General features: G+C 60.3%; 17 protein-coding genes. 3 read left to right on the top strand and 14 right to left on the bottom strand.

The features are described from left to right. Positions 1-82: 82 nt before the first annotated feature. Entirely contained in the window at positions 83-997 is a 915-nt protein-coding gene (locus AC3IX1_RS06600; protein ID WP_046041497.1) for a DMT family transporter, read from the top strand. Here AC3IX1_RS06600 and AC3IX1_RS06595 read toward each other — a convergent pair. The 3 genes from AC3IX1_RS06595 to AC3IX1_RS06585 form a co-directional block, all read right to left on the bottom strand. Then, positions 987-2,213 carry a class I SAM-dependent methyltransferase gene (locus tag AC3IX1_RS06595; protein WP_489387570.1) on the bottom strand — a complete coding sequence of 409 codons (1,227 nt, stop codon included), beginning with the start codon at positions 2,211-2,213 and terminating at the stop codon, positions 987-989. The genes AC3IX1_RS06600 and AC3IX1_RS06595 overlap by 11 nt on opposite strands. 132 nt (positions 2,214-2,345) lie before the next feature. Further along, positions 2,346-2,708 carry a hypothetical protein gene (locus AC3IX1_RS06590; RefSeq protein WP_489387569.1) on the bottom strand — a complete coding sequence of 121 codons (363 nt, stop codon included), beginning with the start codon at positions 2,706-2,708 and terminating at the stop codon, positions 2,346-2,348. Positions 2,709-2,710: 2 nt separating this feature from the next. Further along, positions 2,711-2,989: an Ogr/Delta-like zinc finger protein gene (locus tag AC3IX1_RS06585; protein ID WP_489387568.1), complete on the bottom strand. Its 279-nt coding sequence runs from the start codon at positions 2,987-2,989 to the stop codon at positions 2,711-2,713. A 300-nt stretch (positions 2,990-3,289) separates the two neighbouring features. Between AC3IX1_RS06585 and AC3IX1_RS06580 the strand changes: the two genes are divergently transcribed. Beyond that, positions 3,290-3,718: a helix-turn-helix domain-containing protein gene (locus AC3IX1_RS06580; protein ID WP_489387567.1), complete on the top strand. Its 429-nt coding sequence runs from the start codon at positions 3,290-3,292 to the stop codon at positions 3,716-3,718. A 16-nt stretch (positions 3,719-3,734) separates the two neighbouring features. Here AC3IX1_RS06580 and AC3IX1_RS06575 read toward each other — a convergent pair whose 3' ends face one another. From AC3IX1_RS06575 to AC3IX1_RS06550, 6 genes are all read right to left on the bottom strand, one after another. Next, on the bottom strand, positions 3,735-4,016 hold the full coding sequence (locus tag AC3IX1_RS06575) for a phage holin family protein (protein ID WP_489387566.1): 282 nt from the start codon (positions 4,014-4,016) through the stop codon (positions 3,735-3,737). Then, positions 4,013-4,372, bottom strand: coding sequence for a putative holin (locus tag AC3IX1_RS06570; RefSeq protein ID WP_056720754.1), 360 nt, complete (start codon positions 4,370-4,372; stop codon positions 4,013-4,015). The genes AC3IX1_RS06575 and AC3IX1_RS06570 overlap by 4 nt, the downstream gene beginning before the upstream one ends. After that, positions 4,369-4,662, bottom strand: coding sequence for a helix-turn-helix transcriptional regulator (locus AC3IX1_RS06565; protein ID WP_489387565.1), 294 nt, complete (start codon positions 4,660-4,662; stop codon positions 4,369-4,371). The genes AC3IX1_RS06570 and AC3IX1_RS06565 overlap by 4 nt, the downstream gene beginning before the upstream one ends. 131 nt (positions 4,663-4,793) lie before the next feature. Further along, positions 4,794-5,411 (bottom strand): TPM domain-containing protein, encoded by a 618-nt coding sequence (locus AC3IX1_RS06560; RefSeq protein WP_489387564.1) that lies wholly within the window; start codon positions 5,409-5,411, stop codon positions 4,794-4,796. 28 nt (positions 5,412-5,439) lie between these two features. Next, a complete protein-coding gene (locus tag AC3IX1_RS06555; protein ID WP_489387563.1) occupies positions 5,440-6,195 on the bottom strand; it encodes a TPM domain-containing protein in 756 nt (251 codons plus the stop codon). Between the two features lie 37 nt (positions 6,196-6,232). Further along, entirely contained in the window at positions 6,233-6,838 is a 606-nt protein-coding gene (locus tag AC3IX1_RS06550; protein ID WP_489387562.1) for a LemA family protein, read from the bottom strand. Positions 6,839-7,101: 263 nt separating this feature from the next. On the opposite strand from AC3IX1_RS06550, the gene bglX reads away from it, so the two are divergent. Then, positions 7,102-9,393: a beta-glucosidase BglX gene (gene bglX / locus AC3IX1_RS06545; protein WP_489387561.1), complete on the top strand. Its 2,292-nt coding sequence runs from the start codon at positions 7,102-7,104 to the stop codon at positions 9,391-9,393. Positions 9,394-9,534: 141 nt separating this feature from the next. Here bglX and AC3IX1_RS06540 read toward each other — a convergent pair whose 3' ends face one another. The 5 genes from AC3IX1_RS06540 to AC3IX1_RS06520 form a co-directional block, all read right to left on the bottom strand. Next, the gene (locus AC3IX1_RS06540) at positions 9,535-10,692 is read right to left on the bottom strand and encodes a phospholipase D-like domain-containing protein (protein WP_489387560.1); all 1,158 of its coding nucleotides are present in this window, start codon (positions 10,690-10,692) and stop codon (positions 9,535-9,537) included. Position 10,693: 1 nt separating this feature from the next. Further along, positions 10,694-11,284, bottom strand: a complete 591-nt coding sequence (locus AC3IX1_RS06535; protein ID WP_489387559.1) for a YceI family protein — start codon at positions 11,282-11,284, stop codon at positions 10,694-10,696. 118 nt (positions 11,285-11,402) lie between these two features. After that, complete coding sequence (locus tag AC3IX1_RS06530) at positions 11,403-11,726, bottom strand: amidase (RefSeq protein ID WP_489387558.1); 324 nt, start codon at positions 11,724-11,726, stop codon at positions 11,403-11,405. Next, on the bottom strand, positions 11,723-12,817 hold the full coding sequence (locus AC3IX1_RS06525; RefSeq protein ID WP_489387557.1) for a serine hydrolase domain-containing protein: 1,095 nt from the start codon (positions 12,815-12,817) through the stop codon (positions 11,723-11,725). The genes AC3IX1_RS06530 and AC3IX1_RS06525 overlap by 4 nt, the downstream gene beginning before the upstream one ends. A gap of 155 nt (positions 12,818-12,972) precedes the next feature. Beyond that, on the bottom strand, positions 12,973-13,860 hold the full coding sequence (locus AC3IX1_RS06520) for an acyl-CoA dehydrogenase family protein (RefSeq protein ID WP_489387556.1): 888 nt from the start codon (positions 13,858-13,860) through the stop codon (positions 12,973-12,975). Between the last annotated feature and the right edge of the window lie 14 nt (positions 13,861-13,874).

Below are 13,874 nucleotides of genomic sequence, written 5' to 3'. Positions count from 1 at the left end.
TGCAACCAGCTGTAAGCGCCAAAGCGCCGGGTTTATGGCTAGATAACACCACCTCCCACCCTCCACGATTCTGGTTGCCATCATGTCCTCGCGCGAAAACACCGGCATGGCCCTGGGCCTGCTCGGCGTTGTGATCTTCAGCCTCACCCTGCCCTTCACGCGGATCGTCGTGCAGGAACTGCACCCTCTGCTCAATGGCCTGGGCCGGGCACTGTTTGCAGCGGTTCCGGCGGCGCTGCTGTTGCTGTGGCATCGGGAAAAATGGCCGACCTGGAAACAGGTCAAAGGCCTGACGCTGGTGATGGCCGGGGTGATCCTCGGTTTCCCGGTATTGTCGGCCTGGGCCATGCAAACCTTGCCGGCATCCCACGGTGCGCTGGTCAACGGTTTGCAGCCGCTGTGCGTGGCGCTGTACGCCGCGTGGCTGTCCCATGAGCGGCCTTCGAAAGCCTTCTGGGCCTGCGCCGCATTGGGCAGTGCGTTGGTGCTCGGTTATGCACTGATCAGCGGTGCCGGCAGCATTCAGGCCGGTGACTTGCTGATGCTCGGCGCCATTGCAGTGGGCGGATTGGGTTACGCCGAGGGAGGCCGGCTGGCCAGGGAAATGGGTGGCTGGCAGGTGATCTGCTGGGCGCTGGTGCTGTCGACGCCGCTGCTGATCGGGCCGGTGGTGTATCTGGCGCTGCAGCATCAGGGCGAAATTTCCGCCAAGACCTGGTGGGCCTTCGGCTACGTCTCGCTGTTTTCGCAGTTCATCGGTTTCTTCGCCTGGTACGCCGGGCTGGCCATGGGCGGCATTGCCCGGGTCAGTCAGATCCAGTTGCTGCAGATCTTCTTCACCATCGCCTTCTCGGCGCTGTTCTTCGGTGAACATGTGGAGCCGATTACCTGGCTGTTTGCTGGCGGGGTGATCGTGACGGTGATGCTGGGACGCAAGACAGCAGTGCGCCCGGCACAACCGGGCACGTTACCGACAGGGGTTCAGCTCAAGCCTTAGCACCGAGGAAACCGTCAGCGCGCAGCAAGGTTTCCAGGCAATGCTCGCTGATGTGATAGAAATCCTTCAGCTCCTGAATCTTCGCCAGCAGCTGGGTCGGGTCCACCGGCTCGGCGCGTTTGACCGCCAGGATCATCTTGTTCTTGTTGGTGTGGTCCAGGGAGATGAACTCGAACACCTTGGTTTCGTAGCCGCAGGCCTCAAGAAACAACGCACGCAAACTGTCGGTGACCATCTCGGCCTGCTGGCCCAGGTGCAAGCCGTATTGCAACATCGGCTTGAGCAGCGCCGGGCTCTGGATTTGCAGGCGGATCTGTTTGTGACAGCACGGCGAGCACATGATGATCGAGGCGCCGGAACGGATGCCGGTGTGGATCGCATAGTCAGTGGCGATATCGCAGGCATGCAGGGCGATCATCACGTCCAGCTCGCTCGGCGCCACGCTGCGCACGTCACCGCACTTGAACACCAGGCCGGGGTGTTCAAGCCTGGCGGCGGCGGTGTTGCACAGGGTGACCATGTCTTCACGCAACTCGACGCCGGTCACCTCGCCTTCGGCCTTCAAGGTGTTGCGCAGGTAATCGTGGATGGCGAAGGTCAGGTAGCCCTTGCCCGATCCGAAGTCCGCCACACGCACCGGCTTGTCCAGCGCCAGGGGTGACGAGGTCAGCGCATGGCTGAACACTTCGATGAACTTGTTGATCTGCTTCCACTTGCGCGACATCGCCGGGATCAGCTCATGCTGCTTGTTGGTCACACCCAGGTCGGCGAGAAACGGCCGGCTCAGGTCAAGAAAACGGTTTTTCTCACGGTTGTGCTCGGCCGAAGGCACTTCGCGCAATTGCTGAGGTTGGCTCTTGAACAGCGATGATTTGCCCTTTTTGCTGTATTCGAGCTGGGCTTCGTCGGTTAACGACAACAAATGCGCATTTTTGAACGACGCCGGCAGCAGCCCGGCAACGTTCGCCACGCCTTCGGCCAGCGGCAGGTTCTTGGTGATATCGCGGGTCTTGTAGCGATAGACAAAAGACAGGCAAGGCTGCGCCTTGACCGTCACCGGCTTGATGATGATCCGCTGCAGGTCCGTTTCATCGCCCACGTACTTGGCCAGCACCAGTTTGATGAAAGCGTTGTGCTCGAGGCTCGATTGCAGCAAATCGATGAACTGGGCGTGATGATCCGGCGCGAGGCTGGCGGGAGTGGCGGTGACAGACATGGAAAAACGGCCTCGGCAATACGAATCGGGGGATGCCGGGTATTTTAGGGGGGACGAGGGTTTTGGGCACGGGGTAATTTTGCGCCAGGTCCCGTTCCCGCCGATCGGGACCTGAATCCAACCTTCGCTACCTCATGACTCCACCAATCGAAGTTTGCGATTGGTCGGCGAGTTGATGACGAACTTGACGATCAACCCTACCGGCACCGCCCACGTCAGACCGTTGGCCGGATCAGTGACCACGGCGACAGTTTCGGAACTTGCAGACAGATCCAGACGTCGGCGATCGTTGCTGGACTTGAGTAATCCGTACGCGTGGCTGACCAGCCGCTCCGCCTGGTGTATCGGCATATCCAGACTCTGCAAATGCCTCACCGCACGGCAGAACAGCACTTGATCATCAATCACACCCTCGCCCTCATGACGGGCCAGAAACGCCTGCGCTATGGCCAATAGTTCCTCATTCAAATGGGCCTGTTCATCAACCTCCTTCATGCTCAAGACTCCTGTTGCGTTTGCGCCGCCGGATCACTCTCGGCGACAGGCCGCGCGGCGCGGCGCAAGTCAGGTCCGGCGCACGGCAGGTGCACGGCCGGATTGGGCATGCCACTGGGGGAAAGCTCATGGGTCATTTCGAACTCGGCCCGTACCGACCAGCCACAGGCCTCCGACGTACATTGCAGGTACGCCACCCGCAGGAAAATATGCCGCCCTTCACTGGTACGTATGCGCATCCTGCTCAAGCAGTGCGGGCACACCATCTTGTAAGTACTCATACATGCTTCCCTTGGGCCATCCGGTGGTAATCGAATTGATCAAACGCAATACTGCTTGAAACACAATTCGTAAAAGACCGGTGCTGCAAACAACGTCCGCCAGACAAAAGGAAGTGCAACGGGCGGACACGTAATAGATACGAGCCAAGCTCGTAGGAAATCACCCTGATACCATTAGGAAGTTTCGACATCGTATTCTTCTGATTCATAGTTGATGATTGATTACTTACAAGAAAAAAAGTACTCATTACGCATACGTTAAGCACTCAAAAAGCATATGTCAAAAGGAAGAGGCTCAAATTGCGTAGCAAAAAATCACAAGCTGTCTTGGCCCGCCTGAAGCAAGTAACGGGCACAAAAACTGACGCTTCCCTGTCCTCTGCGCTACAGATCAGCCCGCAGACACTCAGTAGCTGGAAAGGCCGTGACAGCACGCCATACTCATTATGCGTAGATATTGCACAAGCTCGCGGCATCTCCCTTGACTGGTTGCTGCTGGGCGAGGGGCCGATGCTGCGGCAAACCCATGTCAACGCGTCTGCAAATGTTGCGGAAACTGCAACAACGCAGGAAAACACCCTCCTTTCGCTGTGGCGATTGCTTGATGAGGATGACCGCTGCGCAATACAAAGCGCATTGGAGGAAAAGCGACGCCTGCGGGATCTGGAAATGCAACTTTCGGAAATGGCCGCCATCCTGGCAACACTTGGACACTCGAACAAAACCTGACTTGAAATCCGACGTTTCAATGCTTGAAGGCATGCCACAAAACAATAATGTTGCCACTACTGCGAACAATCATTACGCATGAAAAAACACTCACCACTGCATGCCATGGGCTCACCGGCAGAAATATCAGCAATACATCGATGCCGGCATGGCAAAACACTGCGCCACACAAGCTGATCAATATCCTGTCGCGCCAGTTGTAACGCAGCTCGTCGCGCTGGTAACACGCCAGCCTGAACGCACTGATCAGGTGAGCCACGCCCGTCACCCACACCAGAGCCGCCATCTCAAAGGTCATTGCCCTCGCCCTCTGAGATGACGAAGGATGTCACCGAGGCCGGCGCCATCGATCCACTGCATGAGCTTGATGCTGATGGGAATAACCAGCAACGCGCACAGAAAGGCCGTCACACCAGCTGTCAGAAAAGGCGCCAGTGGCTGGGCGACCGGGGCAAACAGGTAACCGACACCCGCCGATAACAGCCAGGAACCGATGCGTTGCCAGGCCTTGAAATTGGCGCGAGTGGTCGTGACCAGCCACGCGCCAAGCGTCGCGCCGAACAGGACTTCTCCATTGATAACCGGCAACGTCGCAATACCCAACCCCACCATGAGCCCGCTGATACTGTTGTAGGTCGAATCAGTCAGGCTCATGGATTATCTCGCGACTGCGATGGATCAACAGTGATGACTCCCGACTCCAGCGCTTTGAACACGGCAGCGTTGCGAGATCTGACGGCAAACTTGCGGCGGATATTGGAGAAATGGAAGTTGATGGTGGATTCCGAGCAACTCTGAATCCTGGCGATCTCCCAGGACGTTTTGCCTTTGAGGCACCACTCCAGGGCTTGTGTCTCTTTCGTTGTCAGTTGCACCGGCGGAGTAAACATTGCGCTACCGGGTGCATACTCCACCAAGGTATCCAACGATCGTTGCGTTTTCATAAGAACCCCCTCTACACAGAACGCCCATCGCAGGGCGTGCACCATGAGAGAGATGTTGAAGACAAGCTCCGCGGCGGACAACGTTCCGGAACTGTGTCGCGGCGCATTACAAAAGCGGATGAAACCCTGGCTTAACCCAGCACCACCAGACGATTCGGCAGTTCGTTGCGCACATGCGTCACCGGCACATGCACCTTGAGCAACTCTCCACAGGCCTCGACGCAACTGACAAAGCCCTGCAGCGTCTGCCCCTGTTTAACCTGCTGGGTGAACGTCGCGACTATCGCGTCCCAGTTCTTGTTGTCCAGCTGGCTGGAAATCCCTTCATCCACCAGGATCTCCACATAACGCTCGGCTTCGGAAACGAAAATCAGCATGCCGGTGCTGCCCTCGGTGTGGTGCAGGTTCTGTTCCAGGAACTGCCGGCGCGCCAGGTTCGAGGCGCGCCAGTGGCGTACCGAGCGCGGGATCAGATGGGTGGTGACTTTCGGCAGGCGGAACACCAGGCACAGCACGATGAAGAGCGCCCATTGCACCATCAGCAGGCTGTGCAGGGTCATCCAACCGGTGAAGTAATGCACGATGCCCGGCACCAGCAGTGCCAGCAGGCTGGCCCACAGCAACGGGATGTACGCATAGTCGTCGGCGCGGGCCGCGAGCACGGTCACCAGTTCTGCGTCGGTGTCGCGCTCGACCCGGGCAATGGCCTCGGCCACCTTGCGTTGTTCGTGTTCAGTCAGTAATGCCATGTCGTGAAGTGCCTGCTCGTTTTTATTATCACCAGCCGCCGGACGAACCGCCCCCGCCGAAACTGCCCCCGCCGCCGCTGAAGCCTCCCCCTCCACCGCCGCCGCCAAACCCACCACCGCCAAAGCCGCCCCCGGATCCACCGGAGCCGCCCCGACCGGCAGGAAGGATACCGAGCATCTGGCACACAAAAACAGTCAGGATGAACAACATCACCAAAAACACGAACAAACCGGGATGCCTTGCGACGAAATCGTCCCCCGGATCGCCTCTGGATTCATACGCTGTGGAGGGTTCGTCCAGGGGGTTGCCGCCCAGCACCACCAGTATCGCTGCCACGCCGTCACTGATGCCTTTACTGAAGTTGCCGGACTTGAATGCCGGGGTGATGACCTGGTTGATGATCACCGAACTCTGGGCATCGGTCAGGCGATCCTCCAGGCCGTAACCGACTTCGATACGCAACCGGCGCTCGTCCCGGGCGATGATCAGCAAGGCGCCATTGTTCTTGTCCTTCTGCCCGATGCCCCAGTGGCGGCCGAGTTGGTAACCGAAGTCGGCGATGTCGGTGCCTTGCAAATCCGGCAAAGTCACCACCACAAGCTGCTCGCCGGTGGCTTGCTCATGGGCCTGAAGTTGTTGGCTGAGTTGCTGGAGCACCAATGGCTCGATCATCTGCGCATTGTCGACCACCCGCCCGGTCAGCGCCGGAAAGCTCAGCTCGGCCCGGGCAGCGATCACCACCACCCATAACAACAGCAACAGGCCTGTTTTCAGGACGCGCATTGGCAACCTCTTGCGTGGTGACGCCGATTACCGCTGTTCAGAATTTGACCTCGGGAGCCTTTTCCGAACCCGGTGTAGCTTCGAAGGTCTCGCGCATCGGCAGGTCGCTGTACATCACGGTGTGCCACAGGCGACCGGGGAACGTGCGGATCTCGGTGTTGTACTTCTGCACCGCGAGGATGAAATCGCGCCGGGCCACGCTGATGCGGTTCTCGGTGCCTTCAAGCTGCGATTGCAGGGCGAGGAAGTTCTGGTTGGCCTTGAGGTCCGGATAACGCTCGGAAACCACCATCAAACGGCTCAAGGCGCCGCTGAGCTGATCCTGAGCCTGTTGGTACTGCTTGAGTTTTTCCGGGTTGTCGAGGGTCGAGGCATCCACCTGGATCGACGTGGCCTTGGCCCGGGCCTCGATGACGGCGGTCAGGGTTTCCTTCTCGTGGGCCGCATAGCCCGTGACGGTTTCCACCAGGTTGGGAATCAGGTCGGTGCGCCGCTGATACTGGTTCTGCACCTGGCCCCAGGCGGCCTTGGCCTGTTCGTCGAGGGTGGGAATGTTGTTGATGCCGCAGGCGGTCAGCAACGAGGCCAGCATCAGCAGCGTGACGACCTGCAAACGCGAGCGGTAGGTTGGACTTACATTCATCAGGATGATGCTCCCTTGTGCATTTCATGAAAAAACCGACCGTGAAACCTTCTGGGCCGGCTCTTGGGGCATAATCGCCCGCGCTTCTGGATTGCAACGGGCCGATGGGCTAAAAAGAGGCCCTGCGCGAAACCGCATCCGCCCTCTGGCTGTCGTTTTTTGGCTCTGGTCTTTTGAGCCGGCACCCGAACAACAATAGACGCTCCCTAAATTTTGGCTGGCCGGCGTGTACATCGCCGTTTGGGCCCTTGAGAAAACTATTCATGAAGAAGCTGTGTTTGCTGGGCCTGTTCGTCAGCCTGGCCAGTCATAACGTATTGGCCGCCACGACGCCCGCCCCCCTGGAGAACAAGGAAGCCTTCGTCAGCAACCTGATGAAGCAAATGACCCTCGATGAAAAAATCGGCCAGTTACGCCTGATCAGCATCGGCCCGGAAATGCCGCGCGAAATGATCCGCAAGGAAATCGCAGCGGGCAACATCGGCGGTACGTTCAACTCCATTACCCGCCCGGAAAACCGGCCGATGCAGGACGCGGCCATGCGCAGCCGCCTGAAGATCCCGATGTTCTTCGCCTACGACGTGATCCACGGCCACCGCACCATTTTCCCGATCCCGCTGGCCCTGGCCTCGAGCTGGGACATGGACGCCATCGGCCTGTCCGGGCGCATTGCCGCCAAGGAAGCCGCGGCTGACAGCCTCGACATCACCTTCGCGCCGATGGTCGACATCTCCCGCGATCCGCGCTGGGGTCGTACTTCCGAAGGCTTCGGCGAAGACACCTACCTGGTGTCGCGCATTGCCGGCGTGATGGTCAAGGCGTTCCAGGGCACGGGCGCGAACGCCGCCGACAGCATCATGGCCAGCGTCAAGCACTTCGCCCTGTATGGCGCGGTCGAGGGTGGCCGCGACTACAACATCGTCGACATGAGCCCGGTCAAGATGTACCAGGACTATCTGCCACCGTATCGTGCCGCAATTGATGCCGGTGCCGGCGGAGTGATGGTCGCGCTGAACTCGATCAACGGCGTTCCGGCCACCGCCAACACCTGGCTGATGAACGACCTGCTGCGCAAGGAGTGGGGCTTCAAGGGCCTGGCGGTCAGCGACCACGGGGCGATATTTGAGCTGATCAAGCACGGTGTTGCCGCCGACGGTCGCGAAGCGGCGAAGCTGGCGATCAAGGCCGGCATCCACATGAGCATGAACGACACCCTGTACGGCAAGGAGCTGCCAGGGCTGCTGAAGTCCGGCGAGATCCAGCAGAGCGACATCGACAACGCCGTGCGTGCGGTACTGGGCGCCAAGTACGACATGGGCCTGTTCAAGGACCCGTACCTGCGCATCGGCAAGGCCGTGGATGATCCGGTCGACACCTACGCCGACAGCCGCCTGCACCGCGCCGAGGCCCGTGATGTGGCACGCCGCAGCCAGGTGCTGCTGAAAAACCGCAACGAAACCCTGCCACTGAAGAAGACCGCGAAAATCGCCCTGGTCGGTCCGCTGGCCAAGGCGCCGATTGACATGATGGGCAGCTGGGCCGCTGCCGGTCGCCCTGCTCAATCGGTGACCCTGTTCGATGGCATGACCAATGCCCTGGGCGACAAATCGACACTGATCTACGCCCGTGGTGCCAACATCACCAGCGACCCGAAAATCCTCGGTTACCTGAATTTCCTCAACTTCGACGCCCCGGAAGTGGTGGATGACCCGCGCCCGGCGAAGGTGCTGATCGACGAAGCGGTGAAAGCGGCCAAGGATGCTGATGTGGTGGTTGCCGCCGTCGGCGAATCCCGTGGCATGTCCCACGAATCGTCGAGCCGCACCGACCTGAACATCCCGGAAAACCAGCGCGAGCTGATCCGTGCCCTGAAAGCCACCGGCAAGCCGCTGGTACTGGTGTTGATGAACGGCCGCCCGCTGACGATCCTCGAAGAGAAAGAACAGGCCGACGCTATCCTGGAAACCTGGTTCACCGGTACCGAAGGCGGTAACGCCATCGCCGATGTATTGTTCGGCGACTACAACCCGTCGGGCAAACTGCCGATCAGCATCCCGCGTTCGGTAGGCCAGATTCCGACCTACTACAACCACCTGACCATTGGCCGGCCATTCACCCCGGGCAAACCAGGCAACTACACCTCGCAGTATTTCGATGACACCACAGGTCCCCTGTACCCGTTCGGCTACGGCCTGAGCTACACCGACTTCAGCCTGAGCGACATGGCGCTGTCGTCGACCACGCTGAACAAGACCGGCAAGCTCGACGCCAGCGTCACAGTGAAAAACACCGGCAAGCGCGACGGCGAAACCGTGGTGCAGTTGTATATCCAGGACGTGGCAGGCTCGATGATCCGCCCGATCAAGGAACTGAAGAACTTCCAGAAAGTGATGATCAAGGCCGGCGAACAGAAGGTCGTGCACTTCACCATCACCGAGGACGACCTGAAATTCTACAACACCCAGCTCAAATACGCGGCGGAGCCGGGCAAGTTCAACGTGCAGATCGGCCTGGATTCAGAGGATGTGACGCAGCAGAGTTTTGAGTTGCTGTAATCCCTGACACACCGCAAAAACCTGTAGGAGCGAGCCTGCTCGCGATGAGACCATAACATTCAACATCATTGTTGACTGTCAGGCCGCCATCGCGAGCAGGCTCGCTCCTACAGTGGTTTCAGGGTGTTTGAAAGTTTGGGTTCAACCCCTTCGATCCAGCAGATTCACCACCACCCGATCCACCCATCCCCACACCCGCTGCTTGACTCGCCGCCACAGTGGCCGGCGTTGCCATTCCTCCAGGCTGACTTGCTCACTCAACCCGAAGTCCCGTTCGAAACTCGCCGCCACCGAGCGGGTCAATCCGGGGTCCAGTGCTTCCAGGTTGGCTTCCAGGTTGAAGCGCAGATTCCAGTGATCGAAGTTGCACGAACCGATGCTCACCCAGTCATCGATCAGGACCATTTTCAGGTGCAGGAAACACGGCTGGTACTCGAAGATCTTCACCCCGGCCTTGAGCAGTCGCGGGTAGTAACGATGCCCGGCATAGCGCACGGACGGGTGATCGGTACGGGGGCCGGTCAGCAGCAGCCGTACATCGACGCCCCGGGCAGCCGCCCGGCGCAGGGAGCGGCGGACTTTCCAGGTTGGCAAAAAGTACGGCGTGGCCAGCCAGATCCGTCGCTGACCGCTGTTCAGGGCTCGCACCAGCGACTGCAGAATGTCCCGGTGTTGACGGGCGTCGGCATAGGCCACCCGGCCCATGCCCTCGCCCATCGACGGCACCCGAGGCAGGCGCGGCAAGCCGAAATGCGAAGCGGGGCGCCAGGCACGTCGATGGCGGTTGGCGATCCACTGGCGGTCGAACAGCAACTGCCAGTCGAGCACCAGCGGCCCGGTGATTTCCACCATCACCTCATGCCATTCGCTGACGTCTTCCCCCGGTGTCCAGAACTCATCAGTGACACCGGTGCCACCGACCACTGCCATGCTCTGGTCCACCAGTAACAGCTTGCGGTGATCGCGGTAGAAGTTGCCGACCCAGCGCCGCCAGCTCAGGCGATTGTAGAACCGCAGCTCAACCCCGGCGGCCATCAGTCGCTGACGCAAGGTCAGGGTGAAGGCGAGACTGCCGTAATCATCGAACAGGCAGCGCACCCGCACACCGCGCTCGGCGGCCTGCACCAAGGCCTGGACCATGGCTTCGGCGCAGGCGCCCGCCTCCACCAGATACAGCTCCAGCTCAACCTGTTCTTCGGCGCGGGCAATCGCCACCAGCATGCGCGGAAAAAACTGCGGACCATCGACCAGCAGTTCGAAGTGGTTGCCTTCACGCCAGGGAAAAATCGCTCCGGCCATGTCAGCGCGCCGTGAAAATCAGCACCGCACCCACCGGCACTGAAAGACTGATCGCCGACAAACCGGCCAGTTTGCGCAACGACTCCAGGCCGGGAGCCAAATCGAAATCTTCGGCATTGATCACCAGCGGTTCGAGAGTCACCACCTGGAAGCGCCGGTCATCGAGACGGGTCGCCAGCAACTGTGCGTTGTATTCGTGTTGCTTGCCGTGCAGGTCGACGGTCAGTGGCAGGCGCAACTCCAGCTGTGCGCCGGGAGCAAGATCATTGATCGGGCGCAGATCGATTTTCGTGGTGATCAAGGCGTCGGGAAACCGGTCGATCTGGAACAGTTCCTTGCGCATGCGCTCATCGCGCAGCGGTATGCCGCTGTTGATCGACTCCAGCTCGACTTCCACCTGCGCCACCCCCTCGGGATCGACCTTGCCGTGCAGCACCAGAAAGCGCTGCACTTCGGAAACATTGGCATTCTTGGTGCTGACAAACGACAGGCGCGAAGACTCGCCATCGAGGTACCAATCGGCACGGGCCGACAACGCGGCACCGGCCAGCAGCAGGAAAGTGAGGGTTTGGAAGGTGGAGCGCTTGAACATAGAGACTCGTAGGGCAAATAAACCTGTGCTGAACCTTAACTGGCCTTCAGCGCATTGCAAGCCATCCGTTACCCCCTCGCCACAAAAGCCCTCCTCTCACCCAGGCACTTCATCGCACTCAGGGCTGCAAGCGACAGCCCTGGCGCTCGCCGATCCACACCGCACTGTTGCTGCGGCCCATGCCGCTGACCGTGACGCGCTTGCCGACCGGGTCATCGGCAAAGCCGCTGGCGGGCAGCCACTGTTTCACATAACCGTGGCAGTACTCGGCGTCGTTGTTCATCACGTAGCGGCACGAACAGTATTCCTTGGCGGTGTAGGCGCTGATGATGTCGGGGAACGCCCACAGCGCCACCCGCTCGTGCCAGAGCCAGCCGAACAAGGCGATCAGCAGGATCAGTAACAGGGAACTGACCGGTCGATGGCGAATGAAACCGCTCATGGCTGCACCTTCCCGGCAAAGGCCTTGAGCGCGAGCTGGAGCAATTGGTTGTGCCGGTAACGGCCGTCGCGGTCATCGCCGTAGCGGACGATCACCAGCTGTTCACTGGGGATCACGTACATCGCCTGGCCCCAATGGCCCAACGCGGCGAAGGTGTCGGCGGGGGCATCGGGCCAGGGTCGTGGCGCGCCCTCAACGGCTCGATTGAGCCACCAATGTCCGCCAGGGACGGCCTCGTCTTGATCGGCGTGATATTCAGCGAACGGCTCGCGATTGAACGCCACCCAGTCCTTGGGCAGCAGTTGCTTGTCCGCCCAGCGACCCTCGCGGGCCATCAACAGACCGATCCGGGCCAGGTCCCTTGCAGTGAGGTAGGCATAGGACGAAGCGACGAAAGTGCCCGTGGCATCGGTTTCCCAAACGGCATGGCGAATGCCCAGCGGCTCGAACAGCGCAGTCCACGGATAGTCCGGATAGCGGCCGGGGCCGACGATGGTTTTCAATGCCGCGGACAACAGGTTGCTGTCACCGCTGGAGTAGCGAAACGCTTGGCCCGGCGCCGCGTATGAACCATGGGCCGCGGTGAACGCGGCCATGTCGTGGTGACCGCGGGTGTAGAGCATGGCCACCACCGAAGACTTCAGCGGTGCGTATTCGTAGTCTTCCTGCCAATCCAGTCCCGAGGCCCAGTGCAGCAGGTCGGCCATGGTCATGTCGGGGTATTTTTGCAGGGGTGGATAAAACTTCGCCACCGGGTCGCCGAGCTTGAACAAGCCTTCGCCGTAGGCCACGCCGAGGACCGTGGCCATCAGGCTCTTGCTGATAGACCAGGTCAGGTGCGGCGTCTCGGCCGTCGTCGGGCCGGCGTAGCGTTCGTAGATCAACTGGCCGTCACGGATCACCAGCAAGGCATCGGTGCGAATGCCCTGGCCAGTGGTGTCATCGCGGGATGGGAAGGCGTAGGCCTCCAGGGCTTGAAGCGCCGGACCGGTCGGCGTCGGGGCAGTCGGCCATTGCTCGGCGGGCCAGTTTTCGGCCTGGGCCGTGAGGCTGAGCAACAGCAGGAAAGTCAGGGACAAGCGTTTGGGCATGACGAGGGCTCGGAGATTGAACTTGCTGAGCCTAGTGGAGGTTGATGACAGTTCTGAAATTTGTATTGCCTGAAAGATTGCTATCGCGAGCAGGCTCACTCCTACAGGAGAATGCGTTCCAAATGTAGGAGCGAGCCTGCTCGCGATGAGGCCAGTCAATTCAATGAAGATTCCGCCAAAGCCTTGGCCAACCGCTTGCCCCGAGCCCCTGCCGCCAAATCCATCACCGCCTGATCCCGCTGCCACATCGTCGCCCACTCTTGAGGCCCTCCAGCCAGCGCCTCATTCACCTCAGCCTTGAGCCCTTCGAACTGCGCAAACAACCCGCCAAGCAACACATGCCCGGCCGGATGGGTCGGTGGCTGGCGGCTGATTTCCGCGCACCCCGCCAGCAACCCCAGCAAGCGCAATTGCAAGCCTTGTGGCCAATCGCATTCCTGGCCGACGCCATACAACCATGCTGTCATGGCGCTCAGCACATAGATGTCTTCCAGGGTGCGGAACGGTTTGACGTACGCATCCCAGCCGTCCCCGGCGAGCAATTCGCACAACGCGTTATCCAGAATCAATCGCCCATGACTGATGTCTGGCATCAACGGAATCGGCGCCAGTTTTTCCACCCGCACACCCGGCTCATCGCGATAGATCACCGCCAGGCTCAAGCGTGGATCGGCACCGGGCTCCTCGCTGCGCGCCGCCACCAGCAGCCAGTCGGCGGCATTACCGGCGGTGACGAAATCCTTGCGTCCGCTCAGGCGCAAACCGCTCAACCGGGTTTGCATGTCGGCCGGGCGCAGGCTGCGCTGTTCGGTGGCGCACAGCGCGCCCAGGCTCAGGGGCGCGCTCGGCCAGAGCATGCGCAAGGCCGCCTGATAACCCACCAGAAACGCCAGCCCCGGCGTCGCCATCAACCGCCCGCCAAGCACCGCCAATTCAAACGGCGTGACCGTTCCCAACTGCTGCAGCAAGGTCGCGAAACCTTCGGCCAGATCCGGGTTGGCGGGCAAGCGATCACGACGGTTCAACAGGGTTTGCCAGGGCATAAGAGGCTCCTCAA

The sequence above is a fragment of the Pseudomonas sp. KH_046_2 genome (assembly GCF_057838985.1).
Note: the sequence above shows the minus strand (reverse complement) of the source record. Positions and strands in the feature narration are given on the sequence as shown.